This is a genomic window from Vulcanisaeta sp. JCM 14467, from assembly GCF_001316245.1.
Classification (GTDB): domain Archaea; phylum Thermoproteota; class Thermoprotei; order Thermoproteales; family Thermocladiaceae; genus Vulcanisaeta.
This window is the reverse complement of the sequence record NZ_BBDM01000005.1, coordinates 51395-69139: the sequence shown is the minus strand read 5'-3', so window position 1 is coordinate 69139 and position 17745 is coordinate 51395. Positions and strand designations below refer to the sequence as shown.

At 45.3% G+C, this 17745-nt stretch carries 17 protein-coding genes, 1 tRNA gene and 4 pseudogenes; 5 read left to right on the top strand and 17 right to left on the bottom strand.

The window, feature by feature from the left end; genetic code table 11:
• Window positions 1-130: 130 nt before the first annotated feature.
• From JCM14467_RS06270 to JCM14467_RS16500, 14 genes and pseudogenes are all read right to left on the bottom strand, one after another.
• Window positions 131-208, bottom strand: a tRNA-Trp gene (locus JCM14467_RS06270).
• Between the two features lie 47 nt (window positions 209-255).
• On the bottom strand, window positions 256-624 hold the full coding sequence (locus tag JCM14467_RS06265) for a hypothetical protein (RefSeq protein ID WP_252900916.1): 369 nt from the start codon (window positions 622-624) through the stop codon (window positions 256-258).
• Window positions 525-842 (bottom strand): hypothetical protein, encoded by a 318-nt coding sequence (locus JCM14467_RS06260; RefSeq protein ID WP_054849521.1) that lies wholly within the window; start codon window positions 840-842, stop codon window positions 525-527. Before JCM14467_RS06260 ends, JCM14467_RS06265 begins: the two co-directional genes overlap by 100 nt.
• Window positions 843-991: 149 nt before the next feature.
• Window positions 992-1315 (bottom strand): hypothetical protein, encoded by a 324-nt coding sequence (locus JCM14467_RS06255; RefSeq protein ID WP_054849520.1) that lies wholly within the window; start codon window positions 1313-1315, stop codon window positions 992-994.
• Window positions 1312-1455 (bottom strand): hypothetical protein, encoded by a 144-nt coding sequence (locus JCM14467_RS16525; RefSeq protein ID WP_252900915.1) that lies wholly within the window; start codon window positions 1453-1455, stop codon window positions 1312-1314. The genes JCM14467_RS06255 and JCM14467_RS16525 overlap by 4 nt, the downstream gene beginning before the upstream one ends.
• A 34-nt stretch (window positions 1456-1489) precedes the next feature.
• A complete protein-coding gene (locus JCM14467_RS06250; protein ID WP_054849519.1) occupies window positions 1490-1696 on the bottom strand; it encodes a hypothetical protein in 207 nt (68 codons plus the stop codon).
• The gene (locus tag JCM14467_RS19415) at window positions 1693-1827 is read right to left on the bottom strand and encodes a hypothetical protein (protein WP_256359219.1); all 135 of its coding nucleotides are present in this window, start codon (window positions 1825-1827) and stop codon (window positions 1693-1695) included. Before JCM14467_RS19415 ends, JCM14467_RS06250 begins: the two co-directional genes overlap by 4 nt.
• Before the next feature lie 153 nt (window positions 1828-1980).
• Complete coding sequence (locus JCM14467_RS16520; protein WP_252900914.1) at window positions 1981-2376, bottom strand: hypothetical protein; 396 nt, start codon at window positions 2374-2376, stop codon at window positions 1981-1983.
• 17 nt (window positions 2377-2393) lie between these two features.
• The gene (locus JCM14467_RS06245; protein ID WP_252900913.1) at window positions 2394-3851 is read right to left on the bottom strand and encodes an APC family permease; all 1458 of its coding nucleotides are present in this window, start codon (window positions 3849-3851) and stop codon (window positions 2394-2396) included.
• 118 nt (window positions 3852-3969) lie between these two features.
• Entirely contained in the window at window positions 3970-4662 is a 693-nt protein-coding gene (locus tag JCM14467_RS06240) for a hypothetical protein (RefSeq protein WP_252900912.1), read from the bottom strand.
• A gap of 101 nt (window positions 4663-4763) precedes the next feature.
• Window positions 4764-5691, bottom strand: a pseudogene (locus JCM14467_RS19935) (alpha/beta hydrolase).
• Window positions 5692-5802: 111 nt separating this feature from the next.
• On the bottom strand, window positions 5803-6036 hold the full coding sequence (locus tag JCM14467_RS06230; RefSeq protein ID WP_252900910.1) for a FeoA domain-containing protein: 234 nt from the start codon (window positions 6034-6036) through the stop codon (window positions 5803-5805).
• 5 nt (window positions 6037-6041) lie between these two features.
• Window positions 6042-6944 carry a nucleoside recognition domain-containing protein gene (locus JCM14467_RS16505; RefSeq protein WP_252900909.1) on the bottom strand — a complete coding sequence of 301 codons (903 nt, stop codon included), beginning with the start codon at window positions 6942-6944 and terminating at the stop codon, window positions 6042-6044.
• Window positions 6945-6946: 2 nt separating this feature from the next.
• Entirely contained in the window at window positions 6947-8029 is a 1083-nt protein-coding gene (locus tag JCM14467_RS16500) for a FeoB small GTPase domain-containing protein (protein WP_252900908.1), read from the bottom strand.
• 109 nt (window positions 8030-8138) lie between these two features.
• On the opposite strand from JCM14467_RS16500, the gene JCM14467_RS06220 reads away from it, so the two are divergent.
• The 5 genes and pseudogenes from JCM14467_RS06220 to JCM14467_RS06200 all read left to right on the top strand — a co-directional run bounded on the left by JCM14467_RS06220 (window position 8139) and on the right by JCM14467_RS06200 (window position 13735).
• The gene (locus tag JCM14467_RS06220) at window positions 8139-8903 is read left to right on the top strand and encodes a hypothetical protein (protein WP_054849516.1); all 765 of its coding nucleotides are present in this window, start codon (window positions 8139-8141) and stop codon (window positions 8901-8903) included.
• A gap of 42 nt (window positions 8904-8945) precedes the next feature.
• Entirely contained in the window at window positions 8946-9998 is a 1053-nt protein-coding gene (hemB, locus tag JCM14467_RS06215; RefSeq protein WP_252900907.1) for a porphobilinogen synthase, read from the top strand.
• A gap of 98 nt (window positions 9999-10096) precedes the next feature.
• Window positions 10097-11304: pseudogene (locus JCM14467_RS06210) on the top strand (aminotransferase-like domain-containing protein).
• A gap of 95 nt (window positions 11305-11399) precedes the next feature.
• Window positions 11400-12947 carry a helicase HerA domain-containing protein gene (locus JCM14467_RS06205; protein ID WP_054849515.1) on the top strand — a complete coding sequence of 516 codons (1548 nt, stop codon included), beginning with the start codon at window positions 11400-11402 and terminating at the stop codon, window positions 12945-12947.
• Window positions 12948-12991: 44 nt separating this feature from the next.
• The gene (locus tag JCM14467_RS06200; RefSeq protein ID WP_054849514.1) at window positions 12992-13735 is read left to right on the top strand and encodes a hypothetical protein; all 744 of its coding nucleotides are present in this window, start codon (window positions 12992-12994) and stop codon (window positions 13733-13735) included.
• On the opposite strand, the pseudogene JCM14467_RS06195 reads toward JCM14467_RS06200, so the two are convergent.
• The 3 genes and pseudogenes from JCM14467_RS06195 to JCM14467_RS06185 all read right to left on the bottom strand — a co-directional run bounded on the left by JCM14467_RS06195 (window position 13730) and on the right by JCM14467_RS06185 (window position 17694).
• A pseudogene (locus JCM14467_RS06195) lies at window positions 13730-14688 on the bottom strand (Mrp/NBP35 family ATP-binding protein). The gene JCM14467_RS06200 and the pseudogene JCM14467_RS06195 sit on opposite strands and share 6 nt — an antisense overlap.
• Window positions 14689-14743: 55 nt before the next feature.
• Window positions 14744-16961: pseudogene (locus JCM14467_RS19930) on the bottom strand (elongation factor EF-2).
• 82 nt (window positions 16962-17043) lie between these two features.
• Window positions 17044-17694, bottom strand: a complete 651-nt coding sequence (locus JCM14467_RS06185; protein WP_252900905.1) for a hypothetical protein — start codon at window positions 17692-17694, stop codon at window positions 17044-17046.
• Window positions 17695-17745 lie beyond the last annotated feature (51 nt).

Below are 17745 nucleotides of genomic sequence, written 5' to 3'. Positions count from 1 at the left end.
TAGACCATCCCGGCGAATTCGCTTGAACCTAAAGCTAAGGACACCATTTTAAATAATACATATACCAGGAATTCTTAACCTAATTTAACCTCACGATAGCCGTTATTTAGCTTGAGTAGTTAGTGCAGACTGGTGGGCCCGGTGGGATTTGAACCCACGACCTACGGGTCTGGAGCCCGCCGCTCTGGCCTTGCTGAGCTACGGGCCCAAGTAGTAATGTTGACTATCTGCTTTTAAGCTTTAGGGTTTATTAAGTTAAGTTGCCTGAGTTTGGTTTGGGCAGAGTACTTGGCTTAGGTGTTCTGCAGCGATCGCTCCCTTTGTGGGTGTGAGTCTCCTCAGGGCCTTGATTATTTCCTGTCTCTTTCTCTCATCCTTAGTCCTCTCATATTTTCGACAGAGTACTCTAATGACCTGCTCCTTAATATCGCTATACTTCTCGAATACGTACACTGGAATTGCTACAACCCTATACCTACCACTTCGATAAACATTAACCTGAAGCTCAATGCCATACACAGCCCTCAACGCCTTAATGACCTTCTCAACCTCATCATCCCTAGCCCTATGCTCCAACGCAACAGTATTTTTATGAACATCCACCGTGAATCCGTAACCAGCCACAATGACCTGCACCTCACCCTCCTGAATTTCAGCTCCATTTCGGCAATCCTCTTTATTCTTTCCCGCTTCTCGAAGGCTAAGGCGTCAAGGATGTCACGTAAAATGGGCGGTAAGGCGTTGATCATAGTCCTGGCCAGGTCAATGGCGTTGCTTCCGTAAAACCTCACCTCAATCTCATTACCATTGATTAAGTTAGGCTTGCCACTCCTAAAGCCCATCTTCCCTAACCTCTTAAACAGCGGTTCCTATGCTTTATATTTCTCATCAGATATTCCAATCTCAATCACGGCCTCATCATAGGCATGAACCTTCTCAATATCCGCCCACCCATCACCCAATACGGCGGTGAACGTGAACGCCAAAAGCCCTACCTCACTAAGTTTGTCAGCGTCATTGAGGATTTGCCCTTGAGCGAGTTATGGCTGGACCTTAGGCGCCACCTTATTGTCATGCTGTTCTCATTGAGATTAACGGCATCTATGTACACACGCATCTTACCAGGATAAAGCAGTGACCAAACAATTGCTTGCCATATCTGCGTCGTATCCATAGCCGCCTTATTACCCTTTTCAATACGTCCATCAGTCTCCTCAAGGCCTCCCTTCAACGCCTTGAGTACATCATTAATGAACTTCTCGTACTCCTCCCCACTCATCGCCCTCCTAAACACGTCGGACACCCTAATCGTCACGCCCCAAGGCCCTTAAGACTCAGTTGAACTATTATGCCGCCAGTGCTCGTCCTCTCAATCTTCAGCGTCGCACACCCATAATACACACTAACCCCCTCCTCATTACTCCAAATAATGACCTCAGCCCTACCGCCCAGCAAATCCTCAATCAGCTTCTCAACATCGTTGCTTACTTCATGCCAGGTATCGCCAAAAATCCTCGGTGTAACTTATGAATTTGTCGACTAGTCTCAGTAGGTCATTAACAACATCATCACCATACTTACCCCTTAATTGAATCCCTAACTTATTACGCTTCTCAAGCCACTCATCCATTACCTCCTCAACCCACCATGAGTCCCAAACCCTCCAACGCTGTATTCGCTCAATTGCTTCATTCAATAACTCAATGGTCTTGCTCTTCGCATCCTCATTAGTCTCGCCACCGCATTGGTACTTCTTACCATGCTCAACACCAATACAGAAATGGTTCCCCTCAATAAATCCACAAGTTCATCCTGAGCATTGGGCATATCAATTGCTGAATTCTCAACTAAATTAATAAGGCATTACTTACATCTCCAAGACTGGTCGGGGATTACTAAGGAAGGCGCCGATGGATAATAAGCCATTTAATTTTAACCGATGTAATGCCATGAGGGCCTTGGCCAGTGCGGTTGCGATTACTATGGTTGTTGTGTTAGTCTTTCTATTGCGTATTTTAGGTCTGGCGTCATGAATGCGCTCCTTGCTCCGTATATGTGTATTAATGCGCCGATTATTATGGCTATTACCGTGTCGTATGGCCACGGTATTGGTGGGTTAGCGAAAACGCCAAACTGTCCAAAGAATGATAGTGGGAATACAGTGAATAGTACAGCTACGATCCACCAACCGGCCTTAATATGAATTCTCTGCTCGCTTGGTATGTCCCTAGTTAGCCATAGGGTTAGCCCGACAGTTAACGTGAGCATTATTACGTAGTACATTAGGAACATTGTCGCGTAATAACTCGTCAGCGGTAGACCGTGCCCGTGTGCGCGGACGCTCTCGTATGGAGCAATGATTGGTTCATAGAGCATGAAGTACGTTGTTAGTGCTAGGACGATCCAGTAAATGATGCCGGCTGTAATGCCTTAGCCTTGCTCACGCCGAGCCTTGTGGGCATTACGTACATGAAGAATATTGGTAAGCCAGCGAGTATGAAGACTATGACGCCCCATAACGTATCGAATGTTGACCAGTAGAGGATTAGGTAGACCGATATTGTGGCTAGGGCTGAGAATATGGTTATTGCTGGTATCCTATAGTACCTGGGCGCATTTGGGGCTAGTCTCCTGAGCGCTAACGCCAGTGGGCCGGATATGATAAACGTGAAGTAGCCGGCGCTTGTTATGAAGCCGACTATTAGGTTCCATGCGGGGAATTTGTAGAGGAAGAAGAAGCCCAGTATTAACGCCGCAATAGTGCCCCACCTGGGTACCCTGTACTTATTGAGGTATAGGAACCACTCGGGTAGTTGCCCGTTAGCAGCCATGCCGTATAGAGATCTTGCGGTGCCACCGATGTAGATTAAACCTGTACCTGATGGTGAGATCACGGCATCAAACAGGAGCAATACGGCGAATGCCATAAGTACTGCAATCCCAGATAACGTAAGCAATTGATAGAACGGCCCCCTCCTCAGTATTGATGAGTATAGTCCACTCCAGTCACCTGGTTGTACTGAGGCCTTACTCCAATTCACCGCCCCCACGAATGCAGTCTCCAGCAATACGTATATCACCACAACCAGTGAGAATCCTAATATGGCTCCCTTAACTATCTCCCTGGGATTCTTAACTTCCCCGGAGAATTCAACGCTCTGCCTGAAGCCTAGGTAGGCGTAGGCTATGCCTGTGGTTGGTATTGCCAGGAATATGGCGGATAGCCCATATGGCATGAAGCCGCCGGGTAATCCGCTGTAATTAATTGGATGAAGTAGGAAGGCAAGTAGTAAGATTATTGTTAGTGTCGGTATTATCAGCTTATACCAGCCAATCGCGGTGTTCGTCTTACCCATAACGTGGACACCGTACCAGTTAAGCAGGAAGAAGAAGACGAGTAGCACAATAGCTACTAAGTAGCCAAGTGGGCTTAATTCCATGGTTTTTGGCATTAAGAGACCAGGCACGAGCGCTGATAGGTATGTTGTGGCAGCCAAGGCCTCGGAGGGCGCGACAGCAATCACATATATCAATGTTGTCCATGCAATCCAGTAGGAGGCGAAGAGTCCGTGCGTGTATTGTGGGAATCTAACTAGACCTCCTGACCTTGGGAACATGCTTGCGACCTCAGTGTATGCCTCGGCGATGAAGTAAACCAGTATCCCCGCGACTATCCACGAAATTATCGATGCAGGTCCTGCAACGGAAACCGCAAGTAGAGGCACGAACATCCAACCACTACCAATCATCGAACCAATTTCTAGGTATGCAATGTCCCAAAAACTCAAAGCCCTCCTTAACTGGGCATCATACTTTGAAGCCCTTTCCTCGCCAAAGCCTGGCGTAGACATTGAAATAGTATCAAAGTAAGTACTTAAATAAATATTATTAATATATTACGGTGCAATTAAAAGATTTTACAAAGTATTAATTCATCTGCCCTTTCTCTTAAAATTGAGAAAAAAAGCCTTACCTGGTATTAATTGACCTAGTGAATATGGGGCACCTTGAATCGAGTGTATAACCCTTGGCCCTGCACTTTATGGCTATTACTCTACCGCTTATTGTGACAGCCCTACACCCATCCTCTAATGTCGTTGTTGGTAATAATAGCATTAATGCCTTGGCAATTATTCCCTGCGCTTTCATGACTAACCCCTCATTTGGGTTACCCAGTTCTTCAATCATTAAATCTAGCATCGTTCTACTGTTCATATGATGAAGATTACTTGGCACTAGCAATAATACCGACTTAGGAAAGCCAAGGCTTGGCAATACCTGTAATGGATCTAAGCCATAACTGGATACCTTAGTAGTAAGTAACTTGAGATAAGCCCTAATACTCTCATTATCAAACTCGTCTAGGTCCCACTCATGCTTAAGCAGAAGTATAGTATCTTGGCAAGTCTCATCATCGTTAACGGCTTTATTTATGCATAATAGTGCCATTGCGATTAGCCCCTTAGCCGTTATTAGGTAGTGATTTTTATTTACCCTGGCTATGTAACCCCACGTTATCAGATCGGTTATTTTCCTATAGGCGGTGGCGATACTTATGTTTGTGTAGTACGTGAGCAATTTATATAATGATGAACCATTTACCGCATTTTGATCTCTAATGGTTCTTAGTATCATCTTTAGGAGCAACTTTAGTATTAGCAAATGAATATAATCCATAACTATAGTCACAAAATCACTAAGCTATCTTATTATTTTTAAATTGTTTTATTCGTTAAGGTCTATAATAATGGGATCTTCAGTCCTCAATATTTATTATAAAACACTTGCCTTAACGCCGACCCTATCAACCCTATTACCGTCTTTGCATGTGGTATTGGGAATCCATAGAATCCGTGGGTTACGCCGTTGAACCTCACGACTACGGTTGGTACTCCAGCCTCAGCGAGTTTGGTGGCGTACGTCTCTGCGGAGTCCCTTAGCGGGTCGTATTCTGAGGTTATTACTAGGCTGGTGGTAGGTTGCTTAGGTTGTCCACGAGTATTGGTGAGAACCTCGGATCGAAGGCATCCGCTGGGCTCCTTAGGTAAGCCTTGTTGAAGAATGCCATCGCCTCGCGCTCGAGGAATAGGCCCGTGGAGTACTCCCTCATGGTGTACGATGCTAGGTCAATACCCACGAATGGTTTATCAGGACTTGGTACTTCAGGGTTGGTCTTAGTCCCTGGTCCCTGGCCATTATCGCCACTACGGCGGCCAGGTTACCACCCGCACTATCGCCGCCAACCGCCACCTTCTCCGGGTCGCCATTGACTTCCCTTGCGTGCTCGAGAACCCACTTTGTTGAGTCGAAGGCGTCAATTACGGCTGCTGGGAACTTATACTCAGGGGCTAGCCTATAATCCACGGAGACAACCACACAGTCACAGGCTGCGGCTAATTCCCTACATAGTGGGTCGTATGTCTCCACATCACCAAGTACAAAGCCACCACCATGGAAGTAAACAAGCACGCCGAAGTCATTGCCTTCCCTGGGTACGTAGACCCTGGCAGGTATTTTCGCCTCCGTCCCCGGTATCGTTATGTCATACACCTTATGGATAGGTCTCCTTGGTTGTGATGTGAAGAACTCCCTAAACATCTTCCTGAACTCGTTGAGTGGGATCTTTGTCATTTGTGGCATTACCTTGTTCAACTCCTCAAGGAATTTCCTAACCGTTGGGTCTAGGGGCATATAATCAATGCATACTTGTGCTCTAAAGTGTTTGTTCTATATAGGTAATTATTACCGCGTTAATGCTTCCATCCCCACCTCCACCTATGCCTATGTCCATGTCTAGTAGGTTCAGTTTTTTTCTGTAATGAGCACAAGCGTGTTAGACGCCGTTTCCGCATCAAGCACGATTACTGACCCATCCTCCCTCTGGATTAGTACTGGACCGCAGGGTGTACTTATTAATACCTTAACTATGGTTCCATCCATTATACCTAAATCTCTCAATCTCTCGTTGCCGGGCTTAACAATCTTCACCAATGAATTACTTGGCGCCTTATTTATTGGCACATACTCACTTTTCATACCTCTCACCCAACCATAAATAATACGATATAATACATCATGTATGCGAGTCCCAGGGCAATTGCGAATTGTAGGATTGTATTCACCACCGTGAGTTTCAGCCCAACTACCTGTCTCTCGGTAATGAGGGTTGCGATGCATGGTGAGTAGAAGGTTACGAAGGTTATTAACGCTACTGCTGATGGCAATGAAATAAATGATCTGATGGCATGGGCAAGTCCACCCTCCTCAACACCATACAGTAAAGATAGGGTGCTCAACACAACCTCCTTAAATATATACCCATAAACCAACGCCGCGGAGACTTCCCAGGGTATGCCAATTGGGCTTAGCAGGGGTGCCATTAAGTTACCCACAATGCCAAGCCACGTTTGCCTTAGGAGTGAGGGATCCCTGAGAGCCTCCGGGCCTATTATACCGCTTGGGCCGCTTACCGAGAGTAGCCACATTATTATTACGAAGATAATTATTAGCGCGCCAGCCCTGGATATGAACTCATACGTGTAATGCCAAACCTTCTTAATGAATGTCTTATGTAGTGGTATTATTAATGGAGGTAACGTATATGAATAAGGCGCACTCCTACCTATGAACCTTAAGCGTATCTTTGAAAGACTTGATATTATAACCACGCCAATTAACGCCACGGTGTAGGGCAATATAACGACAATACCCATTAAATGCGGTAACACGGCAGCCGCTATTAATGATATTATCACAAACCTGGCGGTACATGGTATGTATGGGATCATTAGCGCCGTGAGCACTCTATCCCTGGTACTTGGCATGGCCTTTGTGGCTGTTATTGCTGGTACGTTACACCCTGAGCCAGCGATTAGGTATATTAATCCTCTCGATGGAATACCGACACGCCTCAACCACCTCTCTATTGGGAATGAGATCCTCACGATCAACCAGAGTCCTCAATAAACGCTATCAAGAACGCCACCCCAAAGACATAGGGTATGAAATCGATTAATGTCGTTACCCCACTCCATACACCATCTACAATTAATGATTGCATTAATTCATTATTAACGTATTGTGCAATAATAGCGTTGATTGGTATTGAATCAAGGGCTGCCGATAGCAGATTTACTAGGGGTTCAAGGGCTAGGAATATTGTCTCGGCTATTGCGAATAGCAGCAATATCGAGAGCAATGGGCCATACCTCGGGTTCATAAATAACTCATCATACTTACTAATTGATGATGCAACACCCTTTACAACGAATTTCCTGGTAAGCTCCCTCGCGGTTTTCCAACGCATGGACTTGATGTAATTATCCAAATCACCGATCTCCTTACATGCCTTCTCAACTATTTGCTTGACATAATCATTACTCACTGAATTACCTATTAATTCCATTAAGATTGGATTGCCAGCAAGTATTTCTATTGCCAATCCCCGTGATACCCCAAGAGCGCTGGTCAAGGTCTCTATGTATTTCTCGAGCTTGCCATAATTAACTACGTTTACATTACCCTGCTTTACCTCATGAATTCTTACAATTAAGTCCTTCAACTGCTTCATCCCAACGTCTCTAACGGCTATTGCGGGCAGTATGGGTATTCCCAAAGCCCTACTTAACTCATTAATATTATAGTGAAATCCTCTCCTCAATGCCATATCCATCATGTTAAGGATGAGTATCGCTGGCTTACCCAACTCAAGAATTTGTATAAGTAAATAAAGCGTCTGCTCAGGCTCGAGCGCTGACCCAACCACTATTATACCATCATAATCACCCCGCAGTATCTCCCTAGCCGCCACAGCCTCATCCATCATATTCGCCCTGAGACTATAAGTACCCGGTAGATCAATAATCGATACCTTAACTCCGTCAATACTATACTCAACCTTGCTTATGGAGACTGTTGTACCTGGATAATTCGCCGTCTTAATAGCGACACCACTAAGTTCACTAACTATGGTTGACTTACCACTATTCGGTATACCGGCTATTAGGACTTTGATAATTTTACTTTGCATTTACATATCAATTCGTAATAAGAAGTCGTTTAAAAATCTGTTCCTTAAGCTAAATTAGGGCTACCCTAAAGAAAGGTTTATAAGGTATCATTAGGGTATCCCTAATAGTATGCAAAGAAGCATCTTCTCACAGAAGGTATCTAAGACGTGGATTTTAGCGGTTATCATATCGGTGGCCATAATTATTGCCATAATGTCAATGCCTGAGGTACTTGAGCCCCTTGCTAAGTACATTGTTAAGACCATGGGGCCTTACTGGTTACTTGCTGTGCTTATTGTTGGTATAATACATGGATTGAAACCAGACGAACATACCTGGCCTATAACCGTGTCCTACGGATTGATGCAGAGGAACGTGCGGGGTGTAATTACTGCCGTCTCAGTATTTGCTGGTGCCTTGACCCTCGTGTGGACATTGATGAGTGCGTTGGTGGGTGAGTTAATGGGTTTACTCAATACCTCGGTCCTTGATCCTTACGTGGACATAATCGTTGGGTTAACAATGATAAGTGTTGCGGCATACCTAGTCTTCGGGAGGCACGAGGATGGTCATGACGTTAAAACCGCTGATTATAGGCTTATATGGATTCACGGTTTGGCGGCTGCGTTTGGTGGTGACTTCTTCATTGTCCTTATACTAACCGTAGCCATAGCCCCCGTAATTACAACCGGTTTATCCTTCCTGGTTGGTTTTATGTTTGGTTTTGGTTCCTGGCTTGCCCAGACCATTATTGTACTGGCGATCTATAAAGGCGTTATTAAGAGTGTTGGTGATTGGAGTGCTGTGGCCGAGGCTGGTAGGATTGCCCTTGGCATATTGGGTTTGTTCATGATAGGCCTTGGCATTTACTCGTTCTTTATTCCCAGTGATTAGGGAAGCATTATTTTTAAACAAGTGCTTTGGCGCCTTAACATTGTGGTTGTTACTGAAAGTATTAGGTTAAGGAGTTACTTGTTTAATTACCCCGTCACGAGGCCCAGGAGGCTTAGGTCTAATGTTCTCATTAGGAATATGGTTGCTGAGACCATGCTTAGGCCTGACGACTTCATAATGCCCATATTCGTTAGGGAGGACATTAACGAGCCCGAGCCCATTAAGTCGCTACCTGGTCAGTACAGGTGGCCCCTCAATGATGAGTTGCTCAATTTCGTTGATCAGTTAGTTAGCTCTGGCGTTAGGTCAGTGATCCTATTTGGCATTCCTGAGCATAAGGATGAGTGGGGTAGTTCGGCATATGATGAGCACGGTATTATACAGAGGACCATTAGGTTCCTAAAGGACTCCTTCGAGGATAAACTCATCGTCATGGCCGACGTGTGCCTATGTGAGTACACGGACCATGGGCATTGCGGCATTGTTAAGAGATTACCTGATGGTAAGTATGTAGTTGATAATGACTCGACGATAGAGCTCTACGCAAAGACCGCGGTGACGTATGCGGAGGCTGGCGTTGACGTTGTGGCTCCGTCTGGCATGATGGATGGGCAGGTTAAGGCCATTAGGGAGGCCCTTGACAGGGCTGGGTTTAGCGATGTCGCTATCATGGCCTACAGCGCTAAGTACGCGAGCTCCTTCTATGGCCCGTTTAGGGAGGCCGCCGCCAGCGCGCCTAAGTTTGGTGATAGGCGTAGTTATCAGATGGACCCGAGGAATGCCCATGAGGCCCTTAAGGAGGTGGCTATGGACATTAATGAGGGTGCCGACATAGTGATGGTTAAGCCCGCGATGCTTTACCTCGACGTTATTAGGCTTGTGAAGCAGAACTTCCCTGAGGTCCCACTGGCTGCCTATCAGGTTAGTGGTGAGTATGCCATGCTTAAGGCCGCAATAATGAATGGCTGGCTTGATGAGAGGAAGGCGGTCCTTGAGTCCCTCATTGCCATTAGGAGGGCTGGAGCAGATTTAATAATTACGTACTTCGCAAAGGATGTTGTTAATTACCTTGATGAAATCGAGAAGCTCTTCTGATTGGTGTTGTTGTCTAAAAATAAGTATTTATTCAATATACTTATTTTTATTCTAGAGAAAGCAATATAAATCCCTTTAATCACATCATGGCGACCGGTATGGACATTAATCAGTTCCTGGCTGATAGGTCAAGGTTAATGAGGGCTTCTGAAATTAGGGAGTTGTTGAAGTGGGTTACGGAGAACGTTATTTCCTTTGGTGGTGGTATGCCCGACCCATCCTCATTCCCCGCTAAGGAAATAATAGAAATAACGAGGGATATCCTCACGACAAAGGCAGAGAAGGCTCTTCAGTATGGCACGACTGGCGGCATTTTAGAACTGAAGGAAGAACTTATCAAGTTCATGGGTAAGGTCGGCATTAAGGTTGATGGTCCAGAGAACATCATAATTACGGTTGGTAGTCAGGAGGCTCTGGACATGATCGGTAGGCTATTCATTAACCCTGGGGATTGCGTGATTACGGAGAGCCCCACGTACCTAGCCGCACTCCAGGCCTTTAGGATTTATGGACCTAGGATTGTTGGTATTCCCATGGATGAGGAGGGCATTAGTTGATGTTCTTGAGGATACGGTTAGGAAGTTGATCAATGATGGCGGTAAGCCAAGTTCATCTACGTAATACCCACCGGGCAGAACCCGACTGGCATTACCATGAATATGGAGAGGAGGAAGGAGTTACTTGACATAGCCAGTAGGTATGACTTATTGATTATTGAGGATGACCCATACGGCTACATATACTTTGGCGATGGCGAGCCGCCGGCTAGCTTAAGGCCATGGATGGTGAGGGTAGGGTGATTTACCTATCGACCTTCAGTAAGATAGCTGCACCAGGTCTCAGGCTGGGTTGGGTCGCTGCGAGTAAGGAGGCCATTAGGTGGTTCGAACTCGCTAAGCAATCTATTGACCTACATACTTCAACGCTTAATCAGTACATAGCCGCTGAGCTATTGAGGAAGGGCATTATCGAGAAGAATATACCGAGGATTAAGGAGATCTATAGGACAAAGAGAGACTTAATGCTCCAGGCACTGAGTGAGTACATGCCCGAGGGTGTTACCTGGACTAAGCCATCGGCTGGGATGTTCATTTGGCTAACGACACCAGAGAAGATAGATACCACGGCAATGCTTGAGATTGCCATTAAGAAGTATGGTGTCGCCTACGTACCTGGTAAGTCCTTTTACCCAAATGAGGATAGGCATAACGACATGAGACTAAACTTCACATACCCAACACCAGAGCAGATCTTCGAGGGCATCAAGAGACTTGCAATGGCCATTAAAGAGGTCATTACCCAATAATCTTTAGGTCTCCTTCCTCGTAAATTTTTTTAATGGCAAGAATTGCAGTTATGACTTCACCAATCCTTATAAGCCATTAATCGGATTATTGACTAATGCAGAGAACTAGTGATAATAGTGCCATTGGTAAGTCAAGCGCCAATAATCTAGGTGATGTATTGGGAGTCATTGAAAGGGTTATTAATGACAATGACAAGTTAATACTAACCGTAAGCTCGAGACTCAGTTATAATGACCTAGTTAATAGGCTATTCATTGGCTCGTACATAATAATTGCCAACCCATCAACAGGGAGTGAATTACTTTTAAGGGTTAATAAGGTTGAGAGTACCATTAATCCATCACCTTCAATAAGCGGTGCAAATGCTACCTACGTTAAAATCGTAGGTAAATTCATAATTTCAAGGATTAGGAGTAATGACGGGCACCGCTATACCTCATTACTCATGCTGCCCATTAGTGGTAGTTTAGTTATATACCCAGGTAGTGAGGTCATTAGGGATTTCCTTGGGCTGAGGGGTAATTTATTGATTGGTAAGGCGTTAATTAATGGTTATGATATACCAATAACAATTAACGAGGATGCACTTATGAGGGGATTATTAATAATGGGTCAGCCCGGTTGTGGTAAGTCACTCCTCATAAAGGGGTTGATTAAGGAATTACGATTGAGCAATTACGGCAACATAGTAGTGCTTGATAGGACTGGCGAGTATACGAGGAGTCTCGTTGAGAATGGAATTGACGTATTAGCACTGATCCCCGTGGATCTCATGAGGTTGGGTAGACCAATAGATATTGATGAGCTAAGGAGATACGTTGTTGATATGTTGCGTATGCTTGGCTTTAGGAGTAGGGTTAAGATTTCAATGAGCGCCTCCAGTGATTATGGTATTAAATTCAGCGCTGAATTTCAGGGAGGTGGTCTTGGTAGACTGGGTGTTATTCCGTTATCGATTAGGTTTAGGTGGTTTATTGAGAGGGCAATTAATTACCTGAACCCTGAGATTAGGCATGTGATTACGGCACTGATGCTTGAAAATGAAAATGCACTGAATACTGTACAAGCCTTCATAAGCGCTGTTAGGGATCCGGAATTGCTTAATATGGTCGGTAAGGAGTCGGTGAATAAGGCAATTGACTTCGCATACTCATTGAGGGATTCCGGGTTCTTTGACGCCGTTGTTAATGCCGGCAATAGGGAGGTGGACATATCGGTATTTAGTCCATTGAGGGCTTTAAGGGGTAATGTCGTTATTATCGACTTACATGGGCTGCCTATACCATTAATGGATATCTATGAGGTAGTGCTCATAGAGGATATTGTTAAGTGGATCATGAGGTCTAAAAGTGATAAAACGTTGCTCATCGTGGATAACGCCGAGGGTCTTATGTATAATGAGGATTTAGTAAATTCATTAATTAATAGTATGAGGATTAGTAAATATCACGGAGTATCCTTCATAGTAGCCACCAGGTCATTCTCGAGGAAACTTTACAACGAATTCAGCAACTTTATAATAATGAGAATGAGTAAACCTTTGAATCTCAGCTGCCCAGAGGGTGCGAACCTCCTCAATAATGAGTTCATCCTCATCTCCCCATTATTAAACATAAAGTGTATTAAGGGTTCAGTGGCGTAGGCATTGGCGTAATTCTTAATTAGTTATTCACCCATTACCCAGCAATGGCAATTATAATAGCGGAATTACCGCCGCTGAGGAGAATTGACAACCCAAGTAATTACCTTAGTGTGGTGGGTAGTATCGTTGATTATGTGACTCACGTTGACATACCCGACTCAACCTTCGCAAACCCGTCGGCCAACGCCATACTCATAGGCTCACTCATTAAGCATAGGTACAGTAACGTGGAGGTAATAGCCAATGTTAGGATTGCAGATCACAATAAGGTTGGACTCACAGCATTAATAATGGGTGGTTTAGTAAATGGAATTAGGAACTACCTATTAATGAGGGGTGACTTGGGTCCAGGTGTTACCGCTGTTCAGGATTTAACCCCAGTAAGCGCTATTAATTATTTGAGGGAGATTGAGCAAATTAACGGTGTTAGGCTCGGCATATCAATATCGAGTTTTGAGGAGGGTTACATAAGGGAGAGATTAAGTGTAAAGCCCGACTTCGCAATGCTTCAGTATACCCTGTCAATGGAGGATTTAATGCTGATTCACAGGGTGAATAAGGAGTTCAATGTTGATATTTATCCAGCGTTATTAATAATCACGAGTAAGTCCTCAAAAGTGATAAGCAAGATTCTCAATACTGAAGTACCCGTGAAGCCGGACCCGATAGATGATGCGGTTAGGAGAGCCCTGGAATTATTAAGGTACTTCCCGGGCATTTACTTATCAGCTCCTGGGGACTTTGAGACGATTGTGGAGACGGCTAGGGCTTTAAGGAAGTACTTATGACCCTTCCTGATTCTCCTCTTCCTCCTCACCTGGTAGCTTCATTAATGACCTTATCTGCTGCTTCTTTGGTGTCTCAACTCTAGCCTCGAGTTTGTCCTTGTACATTGCTATTATTGTATCGACAATGCTTAGTATAGCCTTTGCAGTATCTGATGTGGAGTACTTCATTAGGAATGGCTCACCGAGGTCGTTAGACTCCCCAATCCTTGGGTCTAGCGGTATCATGCTAGGTATGGTATTCCATACTTATCGGCCATCTCCTTACCAATTAACTTGCCGAATATGTAATACGTCTTGCCAGATTCGGGGCAGTAGAAGCAGCACATATTTTCAATAACACCAGTAATCGGTATTTTAACCTTCCTCGAGAAGTCTATGGCCTTTTGCACGATTCTCTTCGAAACATCGCTTGGCGCAGTCACTATAATGCTCCCTGTCATTTCATTGGCGAGGGCTTGGGCTATCGTTAATGGCGCATCACCAGTACCCGGCGGTAAATCAATGAATAACGCGTCTAATTCACCCCAACGCACATTACCAAGGAAGTCCTTAATCGCCCTATCAACTAATGGACCTCTCCAAATCACGGCGGTATCATCAGTGGGTAGTAGGAAGTCCATGGAAACTACCTTTATGCCAAATGGGCCCTCTGCAGGTATTATCTTCTCATCCTCACTAAGGTAAAGATTAGCACCAACTAAGCCGAGCAACTTTGGTATTGTTGGACCATAAACATCAGCATCAAGTACGCCAACCCTATAACCCCTCATTGCGAAGCCAAGGGCTAGGCTTGCCGTGACGAAGCTCTTACCAACACCACCCTTACCACTCATTATTGCAAACTTCGTCTTAATGGACTTCATCGCCTGGGCTATCTCGCCCGTATCCAACGGGCCAGCCTTCTGCACTGAGACCCTAATCTTACCTCCACCCTGACTGCCCTGTGAGGACATGCGTATTACAACTACACTTGATGTATTTAAAAATCAAACTCCTTAAGTTATTAATTTAGTACTCCGATACGAAGTCCTCAACCTTCGGAATCTCCTTAGGTAATCCCTTCCTCTCCCTAATCTTCATTACCATATCAACGAGCATGTTCTCAGGGACTGGAGACCACCTTGAGAACTGAAGACTCCAGAATACCCTACCCGCCGTGGCGCTCCTGAGCTCGTCACTTAATGTGAAGGACTCAATGACCGGTATCTCTCCCTTAATCGTAATCATGTACTCAGACTGCACCATATCAATGACCTTACCCCTATGCCTATTCAACACACCAATCACAGAACCAATATTCTCCTGCGTCGTCTTAGCCTCTATCGACAGCATTGGCTCAAGCAGTGTTGGCTTGGCAGCGAGTATTCCAGCCATTATTGCATTCTTCGCAGCCGGCATTATCTGCGCCGGACCCCTATGGCTGGGTCCTCGTGGACAACGGCATCATGCAATATGACCTTTATGCCCCTAATAGGCTCCTGCGCCAAAGGACCAGCCTGTAGGGCCCACCTAAAGCCTTGCACTATGTAGTCCCTAATCTCCCTTAGGTACTGAATACCCGTTGTCTTATCAACGAAGACGTTTATGTACTGCTCATCAACGGCCCAGATACCCCTAGCCTCATCCGTGTCCCAACCAGCCTTCTCCCTAAGTATCTTTGCCCTATCCCTCGGGTCCTGGTCATCAGTCACCTCGCCAAGTTGTATAAGCCTAATGGTCTCCTCATCAAGCGGTTCAACACTTATGTAAAGCTTATTGTGTTTATTCGGTGACTTGCCCTCGAAGGTTGGTGATGGAGCCCTTACAGTCTCCCTAAACCTAACCAGCGGCTGCGATACTGTGAAGTCCAGCTTAGTCCTCTCCTTGAGCAACCAAGTTGCAATTTCAAGGTGTAGGGTACCAACGCCGCTGAGTAATACCTGGCCGGTCTCCTCATCAATCTTTAGGCTCAGTGTTGGGTCCTCAATGGTCAACTCCTTAAGACCTTCGACAAGCTTGGCTAGGTCATTCGGATTCTTGGGCTCTATGGCCACTGTGACCACAGGCTCACTTATGTACTTCATCCTCTCAAATGGTGCTGCTACATCCTTAATTGACGCAGCCACTATCGTCTCGCCAGCCCTCGCATCATCAACACCCAGCAAAGCCACTATGTTGCCTGCAGGCACCTCAGGTATTACGATCCTGTTAGGACCCATGTATAGGTATGTCTGTAGGACTCTCTTCGTTGTCTTGGCATTTATTAGGTATACCTCGTCACCCTCCCTAATCGTACCACTGAACACCCTGCCAGTGGCTATCAACCCTGCATGTGGATCCTTATTCATCTTGCTAACCGCTATTACCGTCGGTCCATCAGGGTCAGCCTCGAGCAATGCCTTACCAAGTGGTGAGTTTAGGTCACCCCTCCAGATCTTTGGTATCCTATACTTCTGGGCTACGTTTGGTGGCGGCACGTGCTCAACAATCATGTTTAGGATAGCCTTATACAGCGGGAATTCCTGGGCAAGCTCATCAACATAATTCTTCTCATAGGCATCAACGATATTGCTGAACTTTAGGCCAGCCTTAGCGGCCTGTGGTATTGTGACGCCCCACTTATGGAGCGCTGAGCCGAGCGCCACCTGGCCCTTGGATGGGTCAACCTTCCACTTATCCTTGAAGGCTGGGTCTGCGTACATGTCGATTAGGTTGTTGAAGTCCTTAACAATCTCAATAATCCTCTGCTGAATCTCATTGGGGCTTAGCCTAAGCTCCTTGATCAACCTATCAATCTTATTAATGAATAGTACCGGCCTAACCATCTCCTCCATTGCCTGCCTAACCACGGTCTCCGTCTGCGTCATGACGCCCTCAACAGCATCGACAACGACCAATGCGCCATCCATGACCCTGAGAGACCTGGTCACATGCCCTGTGAAGTCCACGTGGCCTGGCGTATCGACGAAGTTTATTATGTATGGCTTACTCTCATACTCGAAGTATAGGCTTATGTTAGCCGCCTTAACTGTCATCTGCCTTAACTGTTCAATCTCGACATAGTCCATCGCTAATGCCTTACCGGCGACCTTAGGCTCAGTAGGCCAGCGCCCATTAGCAGTGAGTCTGTGGTCGTGGTCTTGCCATGGTCAACATGGGCTAATGTACCAGCGTTCCTTACCTGAGCAGGATTTCGCATTATTGATAGTATATCCTCGATCTTCTTCTCAATAATCCTAACTGCCATCGATAATCACAACCCAGCGTTAAGTAGTCCTAATAAACCTTTCTAATAACGAAATGGACAATGGGCATTATTGATCACGTTGCTAAATATAACCCATTAAGTAACGGTCACAGGACTTAATTACTGAACGCAACACAGCAGAACAATCAATGTAATGCTTCACGTCAATCACATGATTATTAGTAAGCTTATTTAATTCATTAATAATGAACCTATTAGACGCCCTGGAATACTTCCTCTTACATTCTATCCCCAATAAATAGTCAACTAATAAATAATAAATCGATGGAAGGGCAATCCCCCCAGGCAAAGACTCAAGGAGTAAGTACTTAGCAACGCTGAGATGAATACTGCCATGCCTAAGGTAATGACCACCACTAACACCGACCAAATGGGCAATTTCATGAGCAAGTACCTGCCAACCCCAGTAAGCCGCGCAGTCACCGAAATCACGCTTGATACGCCCAACCCCAACATGAATACTGACGGACCCATACCTCCTAATATACATCACATATCCATAAACATGCCTATAACGGGCATTCCCATGAACATAGACACTACGTAGACCATCAGGAACACCGAAGTAATGCGCATTATTGAACATGGTAATTATGAAATCGACTATGTCACTGTCATTGAGATTGCCCGTATTGAGAAGGTTAACGATAGAGCGACTAATGTTATACCTAGTCCCATCAATTCGCGCCTTAATCCACGGGTTAATAGCCATAAGATTAATCATTTATAAATAGAATCCTCCAGCATCAGTTCCAGGCTAATC